At 45.4% G+C, this 20,701-nt stretch carries 18 protein-coding genes; 7 read left to right on the forward strand and 11 right to left on the reverse strand.

What is annotated here, in order from left to right:
* Positions 1-369: 369 nt before the first annotated feature.
* The 8 genes from R7P67_RS04235 to R7P67_RS04270 form a co-directional block, all read right to left on the reverse strand.
* Positions 370-1,632, reverse strand: coding sequence for a hydroxymethylglutaryl-CoA reductase (locus R7P67_RS04235; RefSeq protein ID WP_161441634.1), 1,263 nt, complete (start codon positions 1,630-1,632; stop codon positions 370-372).
* 351 nt (positions 1,633-1,983) lie between these two features.
* Positions 1,984-3,201, reverse strand: a complete 1,218-nt coding sequence (gene manA / locus R7P67_RS04240; protein WP_171344603.1) for a mannose-6-phosphate isomerase, class I — start codon at positions 3,199-3,201, stop codon at positions 1,984-1,986.
* Positions 3,202-3,325: 124 nt separating this feature from the next.
* On the reverse strand, positions 3,326-4,666 hold the full coding sequence (locus tag R7P67_RS04245) for an MFS transporter (protein WP_005376086.1): 1,341 nt from the start codon (positions 4,664-4,666) through the stop codon (positions 3,326-3,328).
* 6 nt (positions 4,667-4,672) lie between these two features.
* Complete coding sequence (gene uhpB / locus R7P67_RS04250; RefSeq protein WP_065275326.1) at positions 4,673-6,175, reverse strand: signal transduction histidine-protein kinase/phosphatase UhpB; 1,503 nt, start codon at positions 6,173-6,175, stop codon at positions 4,673-4,675.
* Positions 6,175-6,783 carry a transcriptional regulator UhpA gene (gene uhpA, locus R7P67_RS04255; RefSeq protein WP_005388005.1) on the reverse strand — a complete coding sequence of 203 codons (609 nt, stop codon included), beginning with the start codon at positions 6,781-6,783 and terminating at the stop codon, positions 6,175-6,177. The genes uhpB and uhpA overlap by 1 nt, the downstream gene beginning before the upstream one ends.
* Before the next feature lie 138 nt (positions 6,784-6,921).
* Positions 6,922-8,316: a hexose-6-phosphate:phosphate antiporter gene (gene uhpT, locus R7P67_RS04260; RefSeq protein ID WP_021707729.1), complete on the reverse strand. Its 1,395-nt coding sequence runs from the start codon at positions 8,314-8,316 to the stop codon at positions 6,922-6,924.
* A gap of 406 nt (positions 8,317-8,722) precedes the next feature.
* Positions 8,723-9,553: a formate dehydrogenase accessory sulfurtransferase FdhD gene (gene fdhD / locus R7P67_RS04265; RefSeq protein WP_262653688.1), complete on the reverse strand. Its 831-nt coding sequence runs from the start codon at positions 9,551-9,553 to the stop codon at positions 8,723-8,725.
* 53 nt (positions 9,554-9,606) lie between these two features.
* A complete protein-coding gene (locus R7P67_RS04270; RefSeq protein WP_005388011.1) occupies positions 9,607-10,491 on the reverse strand; it encodes a LysR family transcriptional regulator in 885 nt (294 codons plus the stop codon).
* A gap of 662 nt (positions 10,492-11,153) precedes the next feature.
* On the opposite strand from R7P67_RS04270, the gene R7P67_RS04275 reads away from it, so the two are divergent.
* Positions 11,154-13,478 carry an FdhF/YdeP family oxidoreductase gene (locus R7P67_RS04275; protein WP_171342944.1) on the forward strand — a complete coding sequence of 775 codons (2,325 nt, stop codon included), beginning with the start codon at positions 11,154-11,156 and terminating at the stop codon, positions 13,476-13,478.
* Positions 13,479-13,673: 195 nt separating this feature from the next.
* Complete coding sequence (locus R7P67_RS04280) at positions 13,674-14,150, forward strand: DM13 domain-containing protein (protein WP_213970862.1); 477 nt, start codon at positions 13,674-13,676, stop codon at positions 14,148-14,150.
* Between the two features lie 198 nt (positions 14,151-14,348).
* On the opposite strand, the gene R7P67_RS04285 is transcribed toward R7P67_RS04280, so the two are convergent.
* Positions 14,349-14,798, reverse strand: coding sequence for a YkgB family protein (locus R7P67_RS04285; RefSeq protein ID WP_005376100.1), 450 nt, complete (start codon positions 14,796-14,798; stop codon positions 14,349-14,351).
* 146 nt (positions 14,799-14,944) lie between these two features.
* On the opposite strand from R7P67_RS04285, the gene R7P67_RS04290 reads away from it, so the two are divergent.
* Both R7P67_RS04290 and R7P67_RS04295 read left to right on the forward strand, forming a co-directional pair.
* Positions 14,945-15,745, forward strand: a complete 801-nt coding sequence (locus R7P67_RS04290) for a PhzF family phenazine biosynthesis protein (protein WP_213968375.1) — start codon at positions 14,945-14,947, stop codon at positions 15,743-15,745.
* Between the two features lie 139 nt (positions 15,746-15,884).
* Positions 15,885-16,583: an aspartate/glutamate racemase family protein gene (locus R7P67_RS04295; RefSeq protein ID WP_262653683.1), complete on the forward strand. Its 699-nt coding sequence runs from the start codon at positions 15,885-15,887 to the stop codon at positions 16,581-16,583.
* 67 nt (positions 16,584-16,650) lie between these two features.
* On the opposite strand, the gene R7P67_RS04300 is transcribed toward R7P67_RS04295, so the two are convergent.
* The gene (locus R7P67_RS04300; protein WP_086047386.1) at positions 16,651-18,354 is read right to left on the reverse strand and encodes an FAD-dependent oxidoreductase; all 1,704 of its coding nucleotides are present in this window, start codon (positions 18,352-18,354) and stop codon (positions 16,651-16,653) included.
* Between the two features lie 151 nt (positions 18,355-18,505).
* Between R7P67_RS04300 and R7P67_RS04305 the strand changes: the two genes are divergently transcribed.
* From R7P67_RS04305 to R7P67_RS04315, 3 genes are read left to right on the forward strand one after another with little or no spacing between them, the layout of a single operon-like run.
* Positions 18,506-18,796 carry an ArsR/SmtB family transcription factor gene (locus R7P67_RS04305; RefSeq protein ID WP_005376206.1) on the forward strand — a complete coding sequence of 97 codons (291 nt, stop codon included), beginning with the start codon at positions 18,506-18,508 and terminating at the stop codon, positions 18,794-18,796.
* A 5-nt stretch (positions 18,797-18,801) separates the two neighbouring features.
* Positions 18,802-19,215: a YeeE/YedE family protein gene (locus R7P67_RS04310; RefSeq protein ID WP_372058356.1), complete on the forward strand. Its 414-nt coding sequence runs from the start codon at positions 18,802-18,804 to the stop codon at positions 19,213-19,215.
* A 14-nt stretch (positions 19,216-19,229) separates the two neighbouring features.
* Positions 19,230-19,670, forward strand: a complete 441-nt coding sequence (locus R7P67_RS04315) for a YeeE/YedE family protein (protein ID WP_031781165.1) — start codon at positions 19,230-19,232, stop codon at positions 19,668-19,670.
* Positions 19,671-19,706: 36 nt separating this feature from the next.
* On the opposite strand, the gene R7P67_RS04320 is transcribed toward R7P67_RS04315, so the two are convergent.
* Positions 19,707-20,570: an endonuclease/exonuclease/phosphatase family protein gene (locus R7P67_RS04320; protein ID WP_033907051.1), complete on the reverse strand. Its 864-nt coding sequence runs from the start codon at positions 20,568-20,570 to the stop codon at positions 19,707-19,709.
* Between the last annotated feature and the right edge of the window lie 131 nt (positions 20,571-20,701).

A 20,701-nucleotide genomic window follows, 5' to 3' on the forward strand; every position in this document is an offset into this window, starting at 1 on the left:
TTAACGGGAGTTATTAAGCTCTTTTGAGCTGTTTAGTAAATTTATGAAAATCAAGCAGCTGCATAGGCGAGTATAGTAGCTATAAGTGGTGAACAAAAAACTCAAACGATGAATTTGGTACTATAGTGCTAGAAGTTTTTGATGCTATTTTTTCTAAGATACTGATATTAAATATGGCCAATGAAGAGTAACAAGCAGAGATATCGCAATGGATATAGAAGGGGGACAGCTAAAGTACGGTTAACAAGAGATTGGTATGTTTGTTAAGGCTTAAGTTAGTTTCAAGAAATTATTGAGCCAATAAATAAAGTCCATTGGTTTGCACAAGAGAAAACCACACGGATGTTCTCTTGTACAAAGCAACAAAGGTTATTTTCGGGCAAGCTTATGGTGAGCACGAGAAAAGTGATCGGCACAAAATGCGCCCACAATCGAGAGTTCGCCAGCCAGACAAAGCGAAGCTGCGACTTCGGCTAACGCTTTCGCATTGCCGTTGCCGTGCAAACCCAAAATATCCAAACATGCTTTTTGCGTTGGAAGGCCAGTACCACCGCCAACCGTTCCCACCATGATGTTTGGCAAGGTCACGCACGCGTACAAGTTGCCTTGAGCGTCCACATCCATACGAGTGATTCCAATGGCAGACTCTGCAACGCAAGCGGCATCTTGACCACAAGCAATGTAAAGCGCGGCAAGGGCATTTGCGTAATGCGCGTTGACGCCAATTGTCCCGCTGAGTAAACCACCCACCGTGGTCATTTTGCCAAATTGAACCATAGACTCCGGCGTCGTATGCAGATATTTTTCCACCAACTCAGCAGGAATGGTCACTTCGGCGGATACTTTCTTACCGCGTACCGAGCGCAGTGTGTGTGCGTTTGGTTTTTTGTCGCCTGATAAGTTGCCATCCAAGAATGCTTGAGTTGGTTTGATTGGGCTGGTCGCCAAAATATGATGGAACACTTCGTTTGTTGCGATGGTCACCATGTTTTGTCCGGAAGCGTCACCAGTCACGTATTCAAAGACCAAATAAACATGGTTTCCTTCGATATTTACATTGATGTCTTTGAGTTTGCCATGTGAGGTGGTGGATTCCGCAATTTGACGAAATACGTCAAACTGGGTCACAACCCAACTGACGAACTGGCCGGCGTCAGCAAGGTGATTAAAGGCGAATACTGGTGTTCGGCTCACCCCTTCACTTAGTAACAATGCGCTCGCGCCACCAGCGGCGGTGATAAGATTTGCGCCACGGTTGTAGGAAGCGACTAACGCGGCTTCTGTCGTTGCGAGCGGAACCAAAAAGTCATCGTTCGCATACAAGCCGTTGACGCGCAAAGGGCCTGCAATGCCGACCGGCACATTAACAGTACCAATGAAGTGCTCGATGTTGTTGGAGTAAGCATCGCGGTGTGACTGCGTGAAAGGATCAAGGAGATGATCTTTATTGGTCACGTGTTCCAATACTTGCCAACGGCGCGCCAAATGCTTATCCGATAGGCCAGGGCTTAAGCAGAGACGTTTCTCTGGCTTGTGAAACTTCGGTTCTAATGCCGATTGAATCTTACTGCTGGTTTCGATATCGGAAAGGGCGGAGCTTTGAACAGGGTTATCTTGGTTTAACTTCGGCATACAAACGTTAACTGAAAAATCGAACCAGAGATTGTAGTGATTGAGGCTTTGATTACAACGTTGATTATACGTTTTGCAACAAATACCACTGTGCAAGCGCCTTTATTATCCAAGTGATTTGATATTGGAGCGACGAATTTATCGGACATAAATGGGTTTTGACAATGAATGTTGAGTAAATGGTAGATCCGGGAGGTTATGGCTTTTAGAGAAACTGGCCTGTAGGTGTTTTGATTCGACAAGGTGTAAGCATGAGTGCCTTAAGAGCGGAATGGTTCAATCTATGAAAGGAATAAATTGTCTAACCCAGTCCCTTGGGTCAGACGTTAGTTTGAATCGGTTGTTCAAAAACTAGTTGAAGGCGCGAGCCACACGTCCCGCACTTTGAATACGGTAATGGCCAACGTAAGCAGGAACAAATACAGATTGTCCCTTCGCGGCGGTTAACGTCTCACCGTTATCACTGATGAGTGTCAGGTCGGCATCAATCGCCATCAAAATCTCTGCGCTATTGGCATCAACCACTTCATTGTTCGGTTGGTTAAGAATGCTGAAACTAAAGTCTGCCACTGGGACCGGATAAAGGCTTTGGCAACCATCGGCATTGGGTTCTAGAACAAGGCTGTTAAACGGCTTAGGCACAAAGTCTGTGCATTTAACCAGTTCTTCAACATCCATGTGTTTCGGCGTGAGTCCTGCACGCAAAACGTTATCTGAGTTCGCCATGATCTCTAATCCCGTACCTTTAATGTAAGCGTGTGGCGTTCTTGCGCTCAGGAACATCGCTTCGCCAGGTTGCAGCGTGATGACATTCAACAGTAATGGCGCAAACAAGCCGACATCGCCAGGGTATTGAGTGGATAGATCCAAGATGAGCTGGAAAACGTCGCTGTCAGTGCCTTGCTCCGATTGACGTGAAGCGTGGGCAAGAAGCTGTTTCAGTGCTCGCTCTTTTGTTTCTCCTTCCATGGTAAGAATGTGCACAAAGAAATCGCGTAAACCTTGTGAGTTGATTTCGCGTTTGAATGTGTCAAGAGGCGCGCGTAGCTCATCGATATCGCAAAGGCTAAATGCCTCAATAATCTCGGCATACGAGCGAAAACCGTTCATGGCTTGGTAACTTGTCAGCGCGTACACCAACTCAGGTTTGTGGTTTGGATCCTTGTAGTTACGATGGCTTGCGTTTAGTGGGATCCCGGCACTTTGTTCTTTTTCGAAGCCTATTTTGGCATCTTGTTTGCTTGGGTGAACTTGAATCGACAGTGCATGTTCGGCCGCTAAGATCTTAAACAGAAAGGGCAGGTCGCCAAATTTCGCTGCGGTTTCTGCTGATAAGTAAGCGGGTTGGTTTTGTTTGATCAGTTCAGACAAAGGCAGCGTGTTTTGCTCAACCTGAACTTCAGAGCAGCCGTTTGGGTGAGTACCCATCCATACTTCTGCTTGAGGCTCATTCGTTTCGTTAGAAAAGCCAAACAAATCGTGAATAGAAGAGGTGCTTCCCCAAGCGTAGTTTTGGATTTTGTTGTTCATTTGAAAGAAGCTATGCGATGAAATAGTGTTCAAATTCATGAATTTTTCCCATAGTTAACCCTCCGAACTGAATCGGAAGAAAAATTGAGCAGAGATACGTTAAATAAGGAGGGCGAGCGCGGTTAGGTCACTCGCCAATTTGCCCGAAGGGCGATAAGTCGATTTACAACCGAGGCTTTGGTTCGAGTGGTTTTCGTGATGGCTGCGCTTGCAAAAATGGCAGCAACAAAAGGCCAATGACGGCTGCACAAACTGAAATGGTGATGAAGAAACCCGTCCAATGATACTCTTCAAGAATTAACGCCAGCGGATAGCCAGACAATGCTGCGCCCATGTAGGCGAACAAGCCCACGAATCCTGTTGCCGCGCCGGCAGAATCTTTGTGAGAGCACTCCGCCGCCGCCATACCGATCAGCATTTGTGGCCCAAAGACAAAGAAGCCGATGGAGAACAATCCCGCTGCTTGGAATGCAAAGTTGGTCAGAGGCATTAGCCAAAGCGCGGAGACAGATAAGAAAATCCCAATCGCGAACAGCAAGTTCATTGGCCCACGGTTACCGCCAAAGAGTTTGTCTGAGCCCCAACCCGCAACCAATGAACCAACAAAACCGCCGATTTCAAACATAGAAAGGGCAGCGTTGGCGTTAATCAGGCTGTAGTGATGCTGCTCTGTTAAGTAAAGGTTTCCCCAGTCGTTGATTGCGGTTCGGACGATGTAAACCAACACATAACTGAACGCGAGCAGCCAGATGTATTTGTTGTTAAATACGTACGATTTCAGAATTTCTCGGTAGGTGAGGCCACGTCCGTAATTTTCCTGCGCAAGTTCTAGTGCGTCGTTGCGCCATTGGCCGACACTTGGTAAACCCATTGTTGTGGGTTTGTCGCGCAATCGCCAACAAACGAATAGACCGAGTAATACGCCGATGATGCCGGGTAGAATAAAGCCTTCACGCCAGCTGTAGTGCAACGTTAAATAGCCCACCAAAATAGGGATCAGCGCGCCACCAACGTTGTGTGCGGTGTTCCAAATGGCCCATAAGAAGCCACGCTCGGAGCGTGAATACCAAGTGGTTAACAGCTTGGAGCATGAAGGCCAGCCCCAGCCTTGGAACCAGGCGTTTAAGATCCACAGAGTAATGAAAGCCGCGAGTGAGCTAGAAAAACCGAACGCGATATTGACCAGACCTGTCGCAATCAATCCTAATCCCATGAAATAACGAGGATTAGAGCGATCCGAAATCGTGCCAGAAATAAACTTCGAACAGCCGTAAGTAATGTAGAAAAGCGTACCGATAAGACCCAAATCACCTTTATCTAAGCCAAGATCGGTAATCATCGCTGGTGCGGCGTAGTTAAAGGTCTTACGGGTAAAGTAGAAACCTGCGTAGCCGATGTACATCCCCAACATAATGTGCAAACGCCAATGGTGGTAACGCTGGTCGATTTGCTCGTTGCTCAGGCTCGGTTGAGTAAATTTAGGTGAACGTAAAAATCCAAACATCTTGAGTTACACCTTAGGTAAAGTAATGCTGATTTGTGTGCCGGTCACTTGATCGCTGGTGGAGTAGATAACCATTTTTCCACCTAACGCGTGCACACGTTCTTGCATGCCGCGAACGCCCATGCCTTTCATGCTGTCCTGAACTTTGAATCCGACACCATCATCGTGAATCATCAGTGACACCGCAGCTTCTCCAATTGTCAGTTCAATATTGATCAACTGCGCTTCTGCGTACTTGGCAGCGTTATTTAATGACTCTTGGCATAAACGGAATAGGGTTACTTTGAGTGTGTCACTCAGGCTGGTGTAATCGCCTTGCCAGTTCAGTTGAACAGTTGTTCCGTGATTGGCGAATTCCATCTCTCGCGTCAGTTGCTCGACGGATTCTTTTAAGTCCAAATCATCCAGCATTTTTGGTCTTAGCTTGCTTAACAGTCGCTTAGTGGTGTCGTACACGTTGAGGGAAAGCCCTTCGATCATGTCCGCGCAACCAACGCGTGTTTCTGCGTTGTTCACTCGTTTAATGATGTTGGCTTGTGTGCGGATTGCCGTGATGTTCTGTCCTATTTCGTCATGCAGTTCGCGCGCAATATCGCGTCTTACGGACTCTTCAGCTTTGATAAGCTGGCGAGACAAATTCTGATTGCGCGCAAGTTCACCGCGCAGTTTGTGATTGAGGTCTTTTTGTTTCTGAACCCCTAAACCGAGCATAATGCCAGTAATGGTTTGCGCCGAGAGAGATAATAACAAATCGGTGATTTCTAGATTCGATACGCCGCTACGAGCCGCAATCAGCGCTATGCTGTTGAGCATGGTGGCGAGCAGAGCACCTTGCCAGCCGTAACGCAGAGCAAGCACGATGATTGGAATCGCCATACAAAATGGCGCAAATCGTTTTAGCTCTTCAGGCAAGCTGGTTTGCACCAAAATACTGCCGATCAAAAGCAGCGCATAAAGCACGATATGACGTACCTGAAATACAACGGCATTACTAAGTAGGAGAGAGCTAAGCGGAGACCAACGACTTTGGAACAAATAGCTCCACAACAGGTAGCACATAGGCACCACGAGCAAGCCTCCAGAAATGCTAGCCAGCCATACCATGTAAACAGAAGGCACGTGAAATCCGACCGCCATTACGTTGATGAAGGCGGTAATGATGATCACAATGCCCATCACGGCTAAATGGCGGTTTTGGTCTCCGTAGTAGTATTTTTTCGCAATCAGAGTGACCGGGATACTGGCAATGCTCGCAATCAGCACGGTAAGCCACTGCGGTTGACCCAGTAACATCGCAAGTGCGATGGAAAGTCCCCACTCCGAAAGGTAAATCGTCGGCCAATAAGCGGTGCGAGTGTGAAGGGCGACACCTAATCGTAAAGCGAAAGGAAACAATAAGATCGCCAGCTCGGGATCATTGACAAAGTAGTAGGCGATCACCCACAAACAGAACCAGGCGCAGGCCATAACAAAAAGTCCGCAAATGGTGGTAACAGCATAAGCTCGCATTAAAAGGACTCTTGAGAAAATAGTTTGGCGAGCTCAACGTTGTTTTTCACGCCGAGTTTGTCGATGGCATTAGCACGATGAACATGCACAGTCTTGTGGCTCAAGCCAAGCTCAGCCGCGACAGACTTCACATCCAACCCATTGGCAAGTAGTTGACATACCTCGTTTTCACGTTTTGTCAGTTGGCATAGAGAGGTGGTGTTGTCGCTAGGCGTTGCAAGTTTAAGTGCAATATCTGATGTGAGGTAACAGCCGCCAGACGCACTGGTTCTCACGGCTTGAATAAGTTCGTCTGGGCTACAGCGTTTACTAAGATAGCCTTTTGCACCTAGCTTTAGTGATTTTTCCACCATCGCAGGGGAGTCATGCACGCTAAGCATCACGCAGGCAATGCCAGTTGGTATTTCGCTAAGAAAGTTTAAGCCGCTTTCATCTGGCATGGAGATATCTAGGATGACGACATGAGGGTGTACCGCAGGCAAGCCTTTTCGCGCTTCGGCGACAGAGCCGAATTCACCAACAACGGTAATATCACTTTCTAAATTTAATAATTGTGCGAAACCTGAACGCACGATGACGTGATCATCAACTAGAGCAACATGAATCATTATTACAACCAAATAGAGCAGACGACTAACAACAATAAGCTCCAACAGGAGCTAATAGAAAAATCTTTAATGATACTGAATTGAGCCATGCTTTTTAATGATCTTGCGCGCTTTACCGAAGTAAAGCGCGCAGAGAAGCTAGGCTTGGTTTTGTGCAAGTTGAAGCTTCTTCGCGTGTCGAATCTTCTTCTCTTCCGCGATAGCGACGAAAGCAAGCAAAACAATACAAATCATGGCGGAGGTATCTAGGGCTGCGAAGGTACCTTTCCAACCTGTTAAGCCGAAGATAGGTGTACCGTCTGCAATCATACCGAGACCAAGTTTCGCGAAGCTGTCACCGATTAGGTAAGCGAATGTACCTTTTACGCCGTCAGCCACACTGATTGCTTTTTTAGGGACAAAACCAACCGCGGCAACACCGATAAGAAGTTGCGGACCAAACACCAAGAAGCCCAATACAAATAGAGAGGCTAAGTACATGAACTCGCTAGTGGCGTGTTGGTAGAACTCAAGCGATACGATGATCAAACCAAGAGATACACAAGCAACCAATGCGCGGCGACCGTTTGCTAAGTCAGATAAGTAACCCCACATCAAAGTACCCACAAGCGCACCGACTTCGAACAGAGTAAAACCAGAGATTGCCGTTTCTTTTGACAGACCAAGTTCTTGGTACGCGTATACCGTTGACCATTGGTCGATACCAATACGCACGATGTAAAGGAAGATGTTGGCAAAGCAAAGTAGCCAGATAACTTTGTTTTTAAGAACGTATTCAACAAAGATTTCTTTTTTGGTCATCTGGTTTTCTTCAGCGGCGGTGTCTTCTTCACTCACTGCTTCATCGAAAAGTTCTTCTACTTTACCTAGACCGTAAGCTTCTGGAGAGTCGCTACCAAAGCGCATACCGATAAAGCCAACGATGATCGCGATGATAGAAGGGAACACGAACATGCCGATTACGTGGCCGTCGAATAGGTAGTTAGCACCGAAAAGAGCAACACCCGCTGCGCCAGCACCACCAACGTTGTGTGACATGTTCCACAAGCCTAGGTAAGAGCCGCGTTTGTTACGAGGTGTCCATTTTGTAATGGTTGAGTAACTAGAAGGGCCACCAGTACTTTGGAAGAAACCACTTAGAGCGTAGAAAGCCACCATCAAGAACAGGCTTGCACTACCGCCGCCCATGCTGAAGCTGAAACCAAGCATTGCAAGACCAGAAAGGATCAGCATAAAAGGGAGGAATTGCTTGGTGTTCTTACCGTCAGCGTAGTAAGACACAACGGTTTTACCGATGCCGTATGTGATGGAGAAGCCAAGGCCAATAAGACCTAAGTCTGTCATGCTCAAACCGTAAGTTGAGATCATGTCGTTTTGCGCGACATTGAAGTTCTTACGAATCAAGTACATGGTTAGGTAGCCGATAAATACGACCAAGTAAGATTGGATGAACGGTTTAAACCACATCTTTCTTCTAACTTCGACAGGAAGATCGAGGGTCGGCTTCCGCACCTGTTCGAGGAATTTTAACATGATGAACTCTCTTGTAATTGTTTTAGAAACACAACGGAGACCGTTATGCGCTCTTGTTACCTTTGACTGAGCGGAATTCTAGAGAGTGGTTTTGTGAGGCACATGAGATGGTTGCCTAGATCGGCTAGGAAAAATTCCTAGAAATGCCTAGGAAGGAGGAAAAGCGTGAAAAGAGTCACACAAAATCCTTACTAATTTATGGGTTTTTGACAGGGTTCTTATCGGATTGGAAAGCGTTCAAATGCAAGCGGGTTAATATGCGTAAGCTTAGTGCAGACAAGGGGTGAGCACGTTTGGTTGGAGAGAATAGTGGCTTGTCGCTAAGTATCAATTGGGAATCAGAAGCAAACAACAGAAACCCGGAGGTCTCTGTTAGAAATATTAGGAATTCGGCTAGGTTGACGTGTTAAGGCGCAGGGCTGTATAGACGCGGCGAGCCGTGTTTTGGTAAGTGAATTAGGTTCAAATGGTTTCTTCTTGCCCATTCGACGGTTAACGCTGTAGGTGCAGATAAGCAAACCAGAGTGGGGATACGCGCGCGAACGGCTTTGTGGATCAACTCCAAGCTGCAACGGCTTGTCATGATAGCGAAGCCACTTTGAGGCTCGATGTGATTGTTGGCTAATGCGCCAATCAACTTATCTAGCGCGTTGTGGCGGCCGATATCCTCTCGGCACAACTTGATGTTGCCTTGTAAATCTGCAAATAAGGCGGCGTGTAACGCGCCAGATTCACGTGCGGCTTCTTGATGCAGTGCGACTTTGTCTCGCAGCCCTTCAAATACATTGGAGCGCGGAGGAAGAGACGGTGTCAGCGGCGCCAAATCAGGCAAAGCTTGTTCCAGAGCCTCGACACCACAAATGCCGCATCCGGTTGTGCCGGCAAGATTTCGGCGCTGTGTTTTTAACGCCCAGAAAGCGCGGTTGCTGATTTCCACTTCCGCATAGTGAGATTCGTGATCGCCACCAATTTCAATGTCTTTGATCTCTTTGAAGTCGTGGACGATGCCTGTGCTTAGGCTAAATCCTTTCACGAAGTCTTCCAGATGGCCTGGCGTCACCATCATGACCGCTTGGCTAATGCCGTTGTAGCTGATAGCTAAGGCGGATTCACTCGCCAGCGACATTTGTTGCACTGGGCGGCCATCAATCAATTCTCGGTAATTGAACGCACTTGGTTGAGGTGGTGCTTGATTGAAATCGGACAGTTCAAAATAAGATTGAGTAGTACATCTCATGAAATCACCTCATAAGCCGTTATGTATGCCAAAAATTGACGTGTGGGTTGTTGTTATCGATTGAATATGTTTTTCGCTTCTGCGAAGCACTGATCGGTTAGCGCGGAGAAGGGTTCTTGTTTTCGCTTTAACAAACCTAGCGGGGCGTGAACGGCGGCTTCTTCGATAGGGATAATGCGAAGCGTATCGTTCAACTCTTCCAATCCACAGTTCAGCGGCATAATGGCGCAACAAAGGCCACTGGTTACTGCTTGGATCAAGTGGAAGGTGGAGTTACTTTCAATGACGGTTTGCGGAACCAGCCCTTTACTCACAAAGCTAAGATCAATTGAGTGGCGATAGTGCATACCCTTCGAAAGCAGCCCTAGCGGAATGTTATTGAGTGACTCCCATAACACTTCAGATTCGGCAAAATCGAAATGACGCTCATCGAATAAAACGCCAAGTTTGGTCGAGTCAAGCTCGATAACATCGAAGTAAGCGGTGTTAACTTGATCGACATAACACATCCCCAAATCAAGTTGATTGCGATTGAGTTGGTCTATGATCTGTTCGGTTGTCATGGAGAGTATTTGAAAGCGTAACTCAGGGAACTGGTGAGCTAATGGTTTGAGCAATTCCATCGGGTTTTGGCTGGCGAGTGGCACCATTCCAAGCCGAAGAGAGCCGACCAACTGACCACGGCAGTTAGCAGCCTCGGCTTGCAATCCATCATGAGCGGCTAAGACGGTTTTTGCCCAAGCTAAAATGCGTTCTCCGGCTTCAGTGAATCCTTCAAATCGTTGACTTCTTTGGATTAATTCGAGGTCAAGTTCTTCCTCTAAGCTTCGGATTCTCATGGACAAGGTAGGCTGCGTAATGTGGCACAATGCGGCGGCTTGACCAAAGTGTTTGGTCTGTTCAAGTGCGATGAGATATTTAAGTTGTTTGATATCCATAATGGCTTGTTAACCTTGCGTTGTGAGTCACATGTACGGGGGGGAACTCCCTAAAAAGGGCACGGCACTACCGTAATTTTTAAGCGCTGGAGCGTTTTAACTGGGAAATGGAAAACCAAGTCAAGAATAAAACCACACTCAAAATTGATCTGAATCAAGGCTATTCCTGATATTAATTAGGGTCAAATTTAAAGTATCTATAGTGTGATAGATATTATCTATTATCAAGAGTGCCGATTTTATTGAGTTCGTTAAGCGAACTAGGTGGAATCGAATGGGAAAACGATTAACCTCATAAATTGTATTGATTAAAAATGTGATGACCGTCAGTGGAAAAATTCGTCATAGATTTTGTTTATCACTCGGTCAGGATTATCAATTGGACGCATATTGAATATCGACTTAATCTTTGATTTAGATCAAGACGCAACAATGCGAATTGAATCTACCAGTCTTAGAAACAGTAGGCGGGTATCCGATATCAAGAATCTAGATAAGTAAACGCTCGGACAAGCGAGAGCATGTTGAGTGGTTACTTATTTGGATTAAAAAATACATGGATTAGAAACTAAGCCCTTCAATACTTCCGCATTATCTCAATAAATAACGCGCTTGTTTTCACGGGCACCCTGCTTGCTGGTATATCTGCGAGGAGTAAAGTCGTGAGCCAAAAAGAACAAATAAAAGCATACAAAGGTCCAGCTGGTGGTTGGGGTGCACTGAAAGCCGTAACCAGAAGTTGGTGGGGCAGTGAAAATGCAGTTAAAAACATTCGCACTATGCTCAAAACCAACCAAAATGGCGGTTTCGATTGTCCGGGATGTGCATGGGGTGAGTCGCCAGATAGCGGTAAAGTCAATTTCTGTGAGAATGGCGCGAAAGCAGTAAACTGGGAGGCGACCAATCGTCTGGTTGATCCTGAGTTTTTTGCCAATCACAGCGTTTCTTCTCTCTCAACGCAAACCGATTACTGGTTGGAATACCAAGGCCGTATCACGCACCCAATGCGATACGATGCCGAATCTGATCACTATGTGCCTGTCTCTTGGGATGAGGCTTTTTCTCTTGTGGCTAAACATCTCAACCAATTGGATTCACCGCACCAAGCGGAGTTTTATACCTCTGGTCGTGCAAGCAACGAAGCGGCGTTTTTGTATCAGCTATTTGTCCGCGCATTCGGTACCAACAACTTCCCAGATTGTTCCAACATGTGTCACGAAGCCAGTGCAATCGGGATGAAAGACACCATTGGTGTTGGTAAGGGCACGGTGATCTTTGATGATTTTGAAGAAGCTGATGCGATTTTCGTGATTGGTCAAAACCCAGGCACGAATCACCCACGAATGCTGGAACCTCTGCGCGAAGCGGTAAAACGTGGTGCACAGGTTATCTGTCTAAACCCGCTGAAAGAGCGTGGGTTAGAGCGTTTCCAAAACCCACAAATGCCGATTGAGATGTTGAGTAACGGCTCAGAGCCTACAAACACGGCGTACCTGCGTCCTGCTTTGGGCGGAGACATGGCAGTATTTCGTGGCATCGCGAAATTCTTGTTGCAATGGGAACGCGAGGCATTGCAAATCGGTGGCAAAGCGGTATTTGATCGTGAATTCATCAAGCAACACACAACAGGTATTGATAAGTATTTGGCTGAAGTGGATGCAACGTCTTGGGAACACATCGCGGAACAATCGGGTCTTGATTTAAGTGAAATCGAGATGGTGGCGAGCATGTATCGACGTGCAGAACGTGTGATCATGTGTTGGGCGATGGGGTTGACTCAGCATCGTCACTCTGTACCAACCATTAAAGAAGTCGCAAACGTGCAAATGTTACGAGGTAACGTTGGTAAGCCGGGCGCGGGTCTTTCACCAGTGCGTGGTCACAGTAACGTTCAGGGCGACCGTACGATGGGCATTGATGAAAAACCTTCAGAGCTGTTGTTGGATCGCATTGAAAGTCGATTTAACTTTGCCGTCCCGCGCGGTGAAGGCCACAACACTGTGCAAGCCATTAAAGCGATGGAAGAAGGGCAAGCGAAAGTATTTATCGGTTTGGGCGGCAACTTTGCACAAGCAACGCCAGACACAGAACGTACGCACAACGCGATGCGAAACTGTAATTTAACCGTACACATTTCGACGAAGTTAAATCGTTCTCACCTTGTCACAGGTAAAGATGCGCTTATTCTTCCATGCTTAGGCCGTACTGAGATTGATCAGCAAGCGACTGGCCCACAAGGCGTGACGGTTGAAGATACCTTCAGCATGGTACATATCTCATTTGGTCAGCTAAAACCGCGTTCGGAGCATTTGCGTTCAGAACCAGCGATTATTGCCGGTATTGCCAATGCGACACTCGGGGCAAAACCAATTGATTGGTTGTGGGCGATTGAAGATTACGACCGTATTCGCGATTTGATTGCCGACACGATTCCGGGCTTTACCGACTTTAACCATAAGCTTAAACACCCGGGTGGATTCCACTTGGTAAACCCAGCTGCCGAGCGTCGATGGAATACACCAAGCGGCAAAGCACAGTTCAGCTCTAGCGAGTTGCCGAAACAGTTGATCAGCGAAGCGATACTCGAAAAAGGCCAAAAGCCAGATTTGATCTTGCAAACCATGCGCTCACACGACCAATACAATACGACACTTTACGGCTTGAATGACCGTTATCGTGGAGTATTTGGTATGCGCGAAGTGCTGTTTATCAATGAAGCGGATATTCGTAAACTCGGTTTTGAACCGGGCGACAAAGTGGACATGGTGTCATTGTGGGAAGATGGCGTTGAGCGCCGTGTGAGCGGATTTACGCTTGTTGCCTATGATGTACCAGCAGGTCAGGCGGCGGCTTACTATCCAGAAACAAACCCATTAGTTCCTTTGGACAGTTATGGGGATAGAACGTTTACGCCAACCTCTAAGTTTATTGCGATAAAATTGGAAAAATCGACATCCGATAAGATCGCTTTGGTGGAAGCGGAATAGTGACCAAACCGGCACAACGACATTTCCGATAAGCAAACGGCTGATATTAATTATCAGCCGTTTTTAATTGCGCTCAGTCTGCATTTAGTGCGCATAGCTTGTGTATAATGTTAATGACATTATGCTGCTCGATAATAGACAGATAAGGCCGATTTGAATCTAAATTCAAGTAGTAAAACTAATAAGAAGATGCTTATGACCTTGAAAAATATAATTAAATTAACAATCAGTCACTTAGTGTCAGTTTCTATTGGCATTGCGATAGGTATCTATACTTTACCGATCCTTATTGCACCACCTGCGCCGACCGATGAGCAAGTTGCTAAGAGTAAGCAAGGCGCAGAATACAGCGCAGTGTTTAAGAGGGAACTCAAAGGTAGCGATGCTTTTCATTGGGGAGAGGGAGAGATTCATTTGAGTTCTGAAGTCATTACGTTGGTAGGAAAACTCGCTCCCGGACCAGACTATAAACTCTATCTATCTCCTAAGTTTGTCGAAACGGAACAAGAGTTTAATGACCTTAAATCTGAAATGAGCTTAATTGGTGATGTCAAAACGTTCGATAACTTCGTTGTTGAGGTTCCTCAAAGCACTTCAATTTCTGAATACAATACGGTTGTTGTATGGTGCGAGACATTCGGTGAGTTCATTACTTCGGCAAAGTATCAATAAACCTTAGCAGTAGAGTAAAAGGCTTTTCTTTTCACTTTACGCTAGGATGTTGTTTCGCATCATTAGAAGGCAAAGACTCTTAAACATTCTAAATTTAAGAGTCTTTGTTTAGAGTTATTGACAGAACCATTCGACTTGTAAGTCGTTTGCACCTTTCAGGCTACGTTCTGGAAAAACAAGATTTCGAACTATTTAGAGTTATTCTCTGTTTGGCTTGTTTCGTTCGATGACGCTAATCGCAATGGCTAAAAATAGAATATCTTTTACTAAAAAGAAGTTTGTCACCAAAACCCCATCAGACACTTTCCATGTATTCGGTGTCGTAATTAGAAAGCTGAGTGTCGCAAGAAAAATAATTGCGGCGGCTATGCCAGAAAAATAAGCGACTCGTGTGTTTTTAAGGCCAACGATTAGTCCAATAGCGACAATGATTTCTGTTGCGCCAATGATGTTTGATACGGCTTGAACTGACATCACATCATACAACCAACTCATCAGAAAATGATTTTCAACGAGCGGTTGTATAAGCTTGGCCTCTGTAGGTGTGAATTTATAAATACCAATCCATATTAGAACTAAAGAAACGCCGAAAACTCCGATAAGATATCCAATTGAGTCACATTGATGATGGCTTTTTACGTTTTGCATAATTAACTACATTCTCCTGTTTGTTAGCGCTTCCAACAAGACCTATAAGGTTGGTAGAAAATTTCATAGTTTTTTTCGCTCAAACAACAGATATTAAAAATCACGTGATACAGAATTACGTGTTTGATAGAACTTAAGGATATTTCGTGGAAGTTAAAATTTTTCAGGTTGACTCGTTTACATCAGAGGTTTTCAAAGGCAATCCCGCGGGTGTTTGTATCACAGAGTCAAGCCTTGATGAGGAAACGATGTTGGCCATCGCGGCCGAGATGTCGTTATCTGAAACGGCATTTCTGTCACTCAGTACAATGCAACTTCGTTGGTTTACACCGAGGACGGAAGTTGCTTTGTGTGGACACGGCACACTTGCAACGGCGCACGTTCTGAAAGAGCAGGGGTTATATAATACTGGAGATACGATTGAGTTCGCTACGCTATCCGGGGTTTTAACTGCACAACTCGATCATGAAGAAATTCATTTGGTGTTTCCTGCTCCAACTTTAGATATGAAAGCTAGTATTAACAAAGACTTACTTCATGGCTTGGGGCTAGATGCCGCCAATGTAGTCGCCTACGGTCAGTTTGATAATAAGCAGTTGATCGTCATTAATAATGAATTTGTGCTTGAACAGCTCGACCCTGATTTTGGTGCGCTGCTTAAACAAAAAGGCCGTGGCGTCGTCATCACTGCTCAATCAAGCACTGACGCCGATTTTGTCTCTCGATACTTCGCGCCTTGGGTGGGTGTTAACGAGGACCCAGTTACAGGCTCTGCACATTGCGCTTTATGTGTTTACTGGGCTAAAGAGCTCAACAAAAAGCAACTGAAAGGCTTCCAAGCCTCCAAGAGAAGTGGGGTCGTTCATACAGAGTTGTTAAGCACTGAGCACGTTAAGCTTTCTGGAAATGCAGTAACGATATTGCGAGGATATATGAGAGTCGCGTAGCGGTCCTTGTGGGAATGATTTTATTTTCGTGTTACCCAATGCTCAATAGTGAAGACGCTTGAATGCTGCTTATTTAAGTGGCTGATTTTTTTTGAAAAAACACCCCTGGCACGGTGGTGTATAACGATTGGAGAGTTATATGAAAACTATCGGTCTTCTAGGTGGTATGAGCTGGGAGTCGACGCTTAGTTATTACAAATTGATCAACGAAGGAGTCAAAGAGGCGTTAGGCGGCCTAAATTCCGCAAAAATTTGTATGTATAGCGTGAATTTTTCGGAGATAGAGAAACTTCAACATCAAGGTAAATGGGAAGAAACGGCAAGCATTCTATCTGATGCTGCATCTTCAATAGAAAAAGGGGGCGCTGACTTCATTCTTATTTGTACTAACACAATGCACAAAGTTGCGCCTCAAATTGAAGCCAGTATTCATATCCCCATACTACATATCGCAGACGCGACTGCTGAGTTACTTCGTGAGAAAGGGGTTCAAAAGGTCGGACTCCTTGGTACTCAATTCACAATGGAGCAAGACTTTTATAAAGGAAGGCTTTCCGACCTCTATGGGCTTGATGTCGTCATTCCCGATCAAGACGACCGCTCTAAAGTACATAACATTATTTATAAAGAGTTATGCCAAGGTGAAATCAAAGAGGAGTCAAGGACGATATACTTGCAAATTATTGAAAAACTAAAAGAGCAGGGAGTTGAAGCTGTGATTCTCGGGTGTACTGAAATTGCCTTACTTGTAAACCAAAGTCACACCGATGTTACACTACTCGATACCACTTCTATCCATGCTCAAGCAGCAGTCCGTTTGGCGATTGAAGGTGAATGATCTACGCTTTCTTTCCTGCAAAAAAAGAGAAAACCAAGCACGTGGTTTTCTCTTTTTTATTATCAAGTTATAAGCGAGCAAATTTGAGTGTTCTGTATCCACCAATCAAGTTGCGGGCTTTGTAACCATTGTTGACCAGCTGACGGTATGCTACGTTACCGCGTAACCCAACTTGACAGTAAATCACGATCTCTTTGTCTTTAGGAAGTTCGTGCATGCGGCGACGTAGTTGATCGACAGGAATATTAATTGCACCTTCAAGATAACCAACGGACTCCAATTCACCAGGATTACGTACATCAAGTAACAGTTGGTCTTCTGTCAGTGAATCCATTTCATCATAATGAATCGCGGTCGCATCGCCTTTGATGATGTTATTTGCCACAAACGCCGCTTGGTTAATTACATCTTTAGCAGAGCCATAAGGTGGCGCGTAAGTTAGCTCGAGGTGTTGCAGTTGCTCTACCGTCATACCAGCACGCTGAGCAACTGCCATTACGTCGATACGTTTATCAACACCGTCTTTACCTACTGCTTGCGCACCTAATATTTTACCTGTTACTGGATCAAACAGCATTTTGAATGACACGGTTTCTGCACCTGGGTAGTAACTCGCGTGACTTGCTGTATGCACATACACTTTTTCATAAGCGATGTTTTCACGTTTCAGCTGTTTCTCGTTTTTACCAGTAGAAGCGACGGCTAAATCAAAAATCTTACAGATCGCCGTGCCTTGCGTACCTTGGTAAGTTTCTTGGCGGCCAAGCATGTTGTCTGCTGCCATTCGGCCTTGGCGGTTTGCCGGGCCCGCAAGTGGCACTAGAGTTTGCTCGCCAGTCACAAAGTCTTTCTCTTCTACCGCGTCGCCGACAGCGTAGATCGAAGGATCGCTGGTTTGCATGTATTCATTGATATAAATACCACCAAGAGCGCCGATTTCTAAGCCAGCTTCTTTTGCTAATTTGGTCTCGGGGCGAACACCAATTGCCATAATCAAAATATCGGTGGTGAGTCTTTCACCGCTGTTTAGTGTTAATTCCAATTCACCTTCTAGATGTTGGTGTTTTTCGCTCTCACCAGAGTCGAAACTTGCCACGTGCTCGTTAGGTACGAATTTCACCGACTCAAGTGCGACGCCAAGTTTAAGGTCGATGCCTTTCTCACGAATTTCAGCATGTGCGAAGCCAGCCATTTCACGGTCAACGGGCGTCATCACTTGATCCGCCATTTCAACTAATGTGGTTTTTATGCCTAGCTGGTGGAAGGCTTCCATCATTTCCAAACCGATAAAACCACCACCAACGACCGTAGCGTGTTCAACTTTGTTGGTTTCGATCGTTTTAATGATGCGATCCATATCTGGAATATTGCGCAGCGAGTGTGTTAACGGGTTATCAATACCCGGAATAGGCGGCACAACTGGACCTGCGCCAGGGCTAAGTAGAAGAAAGTCGTAGCTCTCTTGGTATTCCGAGCCATCAAGCAAATTGTTAACCGTAACCGTTTTGTCTTGACGGTTAATAGAAACCACTTCGTTCATCACACGGACATCAACATTGAAACGCGCTAGAAAGCTTTCAGGCGTTTGAAGAAGCAGTTTGCTGCGCTCTTGGATATCGCCACCAATGTGATAGGGTAAGCCACAGTTTGCAAATGACACAAATGGACCGCGTTCAAACATAATGATTTCTGCGTCTTCACTAAGACGACGAGCGCGAGCTGCTGCAGATGCACCGCCAGCAACCCCACCAATAATCACGATTTTGCTCATGGATTTCTCCTGCTGAATGATCGAAAACGCCTACACCTTACTTAAATAAATTAGCTAAGTCTAATGTTATTTAATCTACATTAGCATTGACTTAATAATATTAATTAGTAATATCTAATAAAATGTAATGTAGTAATGAAGAGGCATAAGAATGGGCGACAGTATGCTACAAAGTGCGACCGAAGCGAGTGAGCTGCTTAAAATTATGGCTCATCCAGAGCGCCTAATCGTGATGTGTAAGCTGATTGAAGGCGAGAAAGGGGTCGGTGAACTTTTTGAAGGTTCATCATTAAGCCAATCTGCTTTTTCACAACATCTCACCGTATTGAGAAAGCACGACATTATTAAAGCTAGAAAAGTTTCTCAGCAGGTATTTTATTCAATTTCTGATGAAAGAGTTGGTCCGCTGGTTGAGGCCTTTAAGCAAGTTTTCTGTAAGTAATTAGTTTGGCGGTTGCTATGTTTGAAGTTCCTTGGATGTCGCTGTTGGGCGGCATAATAGTTGGCGTATCAGCGATAACACTGATGCTATTTACTGGCAAGACTGCTGGGATCAGTGGGATCTTAAACGGTGCCGTTGAGAACGCAGATCGCGTTTGGCGCATTGTTTTTTTAATTGCGATGGTATTAGGTGGCGTGTTTGCTGTTTATGTTCTTGGCGGGCATGTACCAGAACAGTACAGCGGTTCTGTTGTTTTAGTTATCGTTGCTGGCTTGTTAGTCGGTGTCGGTACGCGTATCGGCAATGGTTGTACTAGTGGTCATGGCATTTGTGGGATAGGGCGTTTCTCAATCCGTTCTGTGGTCGCGACGTGTACTTTTATGGCCACAGCCATGTTAACCGTCTTGCTAGTATCGTGAGGAATAGTGCCGTTATGAAAACTCATGTAATGAAAAGTATTAAGCAAATGTCCGTTGTTGCATTTTCTGGTGTGCTCTTTGGTATTGGTATGGTGGTCTCTGGTATGGCTGAACCGGCAAAAGTGATTGGCTTTCTCGATATTACTGGAGCATGGGATCCAAGCTTAGCCTTTGTAATGGGCGGAGCACTTGCGGTGTTCGTTCCAGCTTATCTTTTATTAATAAAGCCAAGAAGCGAATCTGTGTTTGGTGATGAGATTGTATGCCCAACTTCTAAAGCGATAGACAAAAAGTTAGTCGGTGGTGCTGTACTGTTTGGTATTGGTTGGGGGTTACTGGGTGTGTGTCCTGGTCCTGCGGTTGCCAGCCTTTTCACTGGCAACACACAAGTTCTGCTCTTTATAGTGGCAATGTTGGCTGGGTCATTCACCGCTAAAAGAGTGGTTCGTCAATAAAGAAAGTACTTCAACGTTAAAAATAGTACTTAAACGCTAAAAAGTGAGTGTCGTAGAAACCGGGCAATGGTCACTCAGTTTATAGTCGAGTACATCTTGTGTTTTGAAAACGGTTTGAACACCAGACGACGCCTTTAAATCACCACTCACAATAATGTGGTCTATCACCGAGCGGAATTGGTGGGTTTTATTCGGATTACGATTAGAACGCACTTTACATTCCGCTTTAGTCTCTTTAGTCACTAGCTTTGCACTAGTATTGTCCGATATCACGTCCCACAACCAATCTCCTTGATAACCCAAGTTGTGGTTAAAGTCGCCAAGCACGACATAATGTTGTTTGTTGTCCTCGCGCGCCTTTATCCACTTAGCTAGTGCCTGTCCTTGTTGTTTCACTATCTTACAATCGCGGTTATTACGATACGCGCCACTGCAACCCGCTTTCAGATGTACAGAGAGTAGGTGAGTCTCGTTTTCTTGGTTTGGATTTAAAACAAGGTAGCTCGCGAAGCGCAGCTTGCTGTTGCCTCGTGTGATAGAGAAGTCTGGCTTGTCTAATACGCTTACGCCATTGCGCACGGCAAAGCCTGTGTATTGGTTGGTGTCGTTAAACTGAAGGTGTCGGTTGGAGGCGTTTGAACGATCGGAAAGATAGATAGTGAAGTCATTGCCAACAGCTTTTTGCATTGCAGCGACGCTTTCGACTTCTTGAAAAGCAAGAATGTCGGCTTGTGTTTTATCCACATAGTGGGTCAGTTTTTCAAAATCTTGTGGTGTTCTCGACACTTTTCCACCATCTATAGATAACCATTCTATGTTCCAACTGGTTAGATTGATGGAGTTTTGAGCAAATGAAAGAGAACTAAAAAGTAATATTAACGTAACAAAAAGTGATCGCATTTTGGCCTGTTGCACTCCTATCTTTTAGCGTATTCCTTTCCATCCTTTATCCTACAAGACCTCCAAAAATAGCAAGTAGATTTAGTACCAATTTTGCAATTTTCATGGTTTTCTTCGCAACTGAGATCAAC

This window comes from Vibrio sp. Vb0937 (assembly GCF_033338855.1).

What these genes read in the sequence shown, in the direction of transcription:
- R7P67_RS04270 (WP_005388011.1), bottom strand. Translation starts at nt 10,491, where the DNA reads ATGGATATCAAACAACTTAAATATCTCATCGCACTTGAACAGACCAAA.
- manA (WP_171344603.1), bottom strand. Translation starts at nt 3,201, where the DNA reads ATGAATTTGAACACTATTTCATCGCATAGCTTCTTTCAAATGAACAAC.
- R7P67_RS04295 (WP_262653683.1), top strand. Translation starts at nt 15,885, where the DNA reads ATGAAAACTATCGGTCTTCTAGGTGGTATGAGCTGGGAGTCGACGCTT.
- R7P67_RS04235 (WP_161441634.1), bottom strand. Translation starts at nt 1,632, where the DNA reads ATGCCGAAGTTAAACCAAGATAACCCTGTTCAAAGCTCCGCCCTTTCC.
- R7P67_RS04280 (WP_213970862.1), top strand. Translation starts at nt 13,674, where the DNA reads ATGACCTTGAAAAATATAATTAAATTAACAATCAGTCACTTAGTGTCA.
- R7P67_RS04285 (WP_005376100.1), bottom strand. Translation starts at nt 14,798, where the DNA reads ATGCAAAACGTAAAAAGCCATCATCAATGTGACTCAATTGGATATCTT.
- uhpA (WP_005388005.1), bottom strand. Translation starts at nt 6,783, where the DNA reads ATGATTCATGTTGCTCTAGTTGATGATCACGTCATCGTGCGTTCAGGT.
- R7P67_RS04300 (WP_086047386.1), bottom strand. Translation starts at nt 18,354, where the DNA reads ATGAGCAAAATCGTGATTATTGGTGGGGTTGCTGGCGGTGCATCTGCA.
- uhpT (WP_021707729.1), bottom strand. Translation starts at nt 8,316, where the DNA reads ATGTTAAAATTCCTCGAACAGGTGCGGAAGCCGACCCTCGATCTTCCT.
- uhpB (WP_065275326.1), bottom strand. Translation starts at nt 6,175, where the DNA reads ATGCGAGCTTATGCTGTTACCACCATTTGCGGACTTTTTGTTATGGCC.
- R7P67_RS04315 (WP_031781165.1), top strand. Translation starts at nt 19,230, where the DNA reads ATGAAAACTCATGTAATGAAAAGTATTAAGCAAATGTCCGTTGTTGCA.
- R7P67_RS04320 (WP_033907051.1), bottom strand. Translation starts at nt 20,570, where the DNA reads ATGCGATCACTTTTTGTTACGTTAATATTACTTTTTAGTTCTCTTTCA.
- fdhD (WP_262653688.1), bottom strand. Translation starts at nt 9,553, where the DNA reads ATGAGATGTACTACTCAATCTTATTTTGAACTGTCCGATTTCAATCAA.
- R7P67_RS04245 (WP_005376086.1), bottom strand. Translation starts at nt 4,666, where the DNA reads ATGTTTGGATTTTTACGTTCACCTAAATTTACTCAACCGAGCCTGAGC.
- R7P67_RS04305 (WP_005376206.1), top strand. Translation starts at nt 18,506, where the DNA reads ATGGGCGACAGTATGCTACAAAGTGCGACCGAAGCGAGTGAGCTGCTT.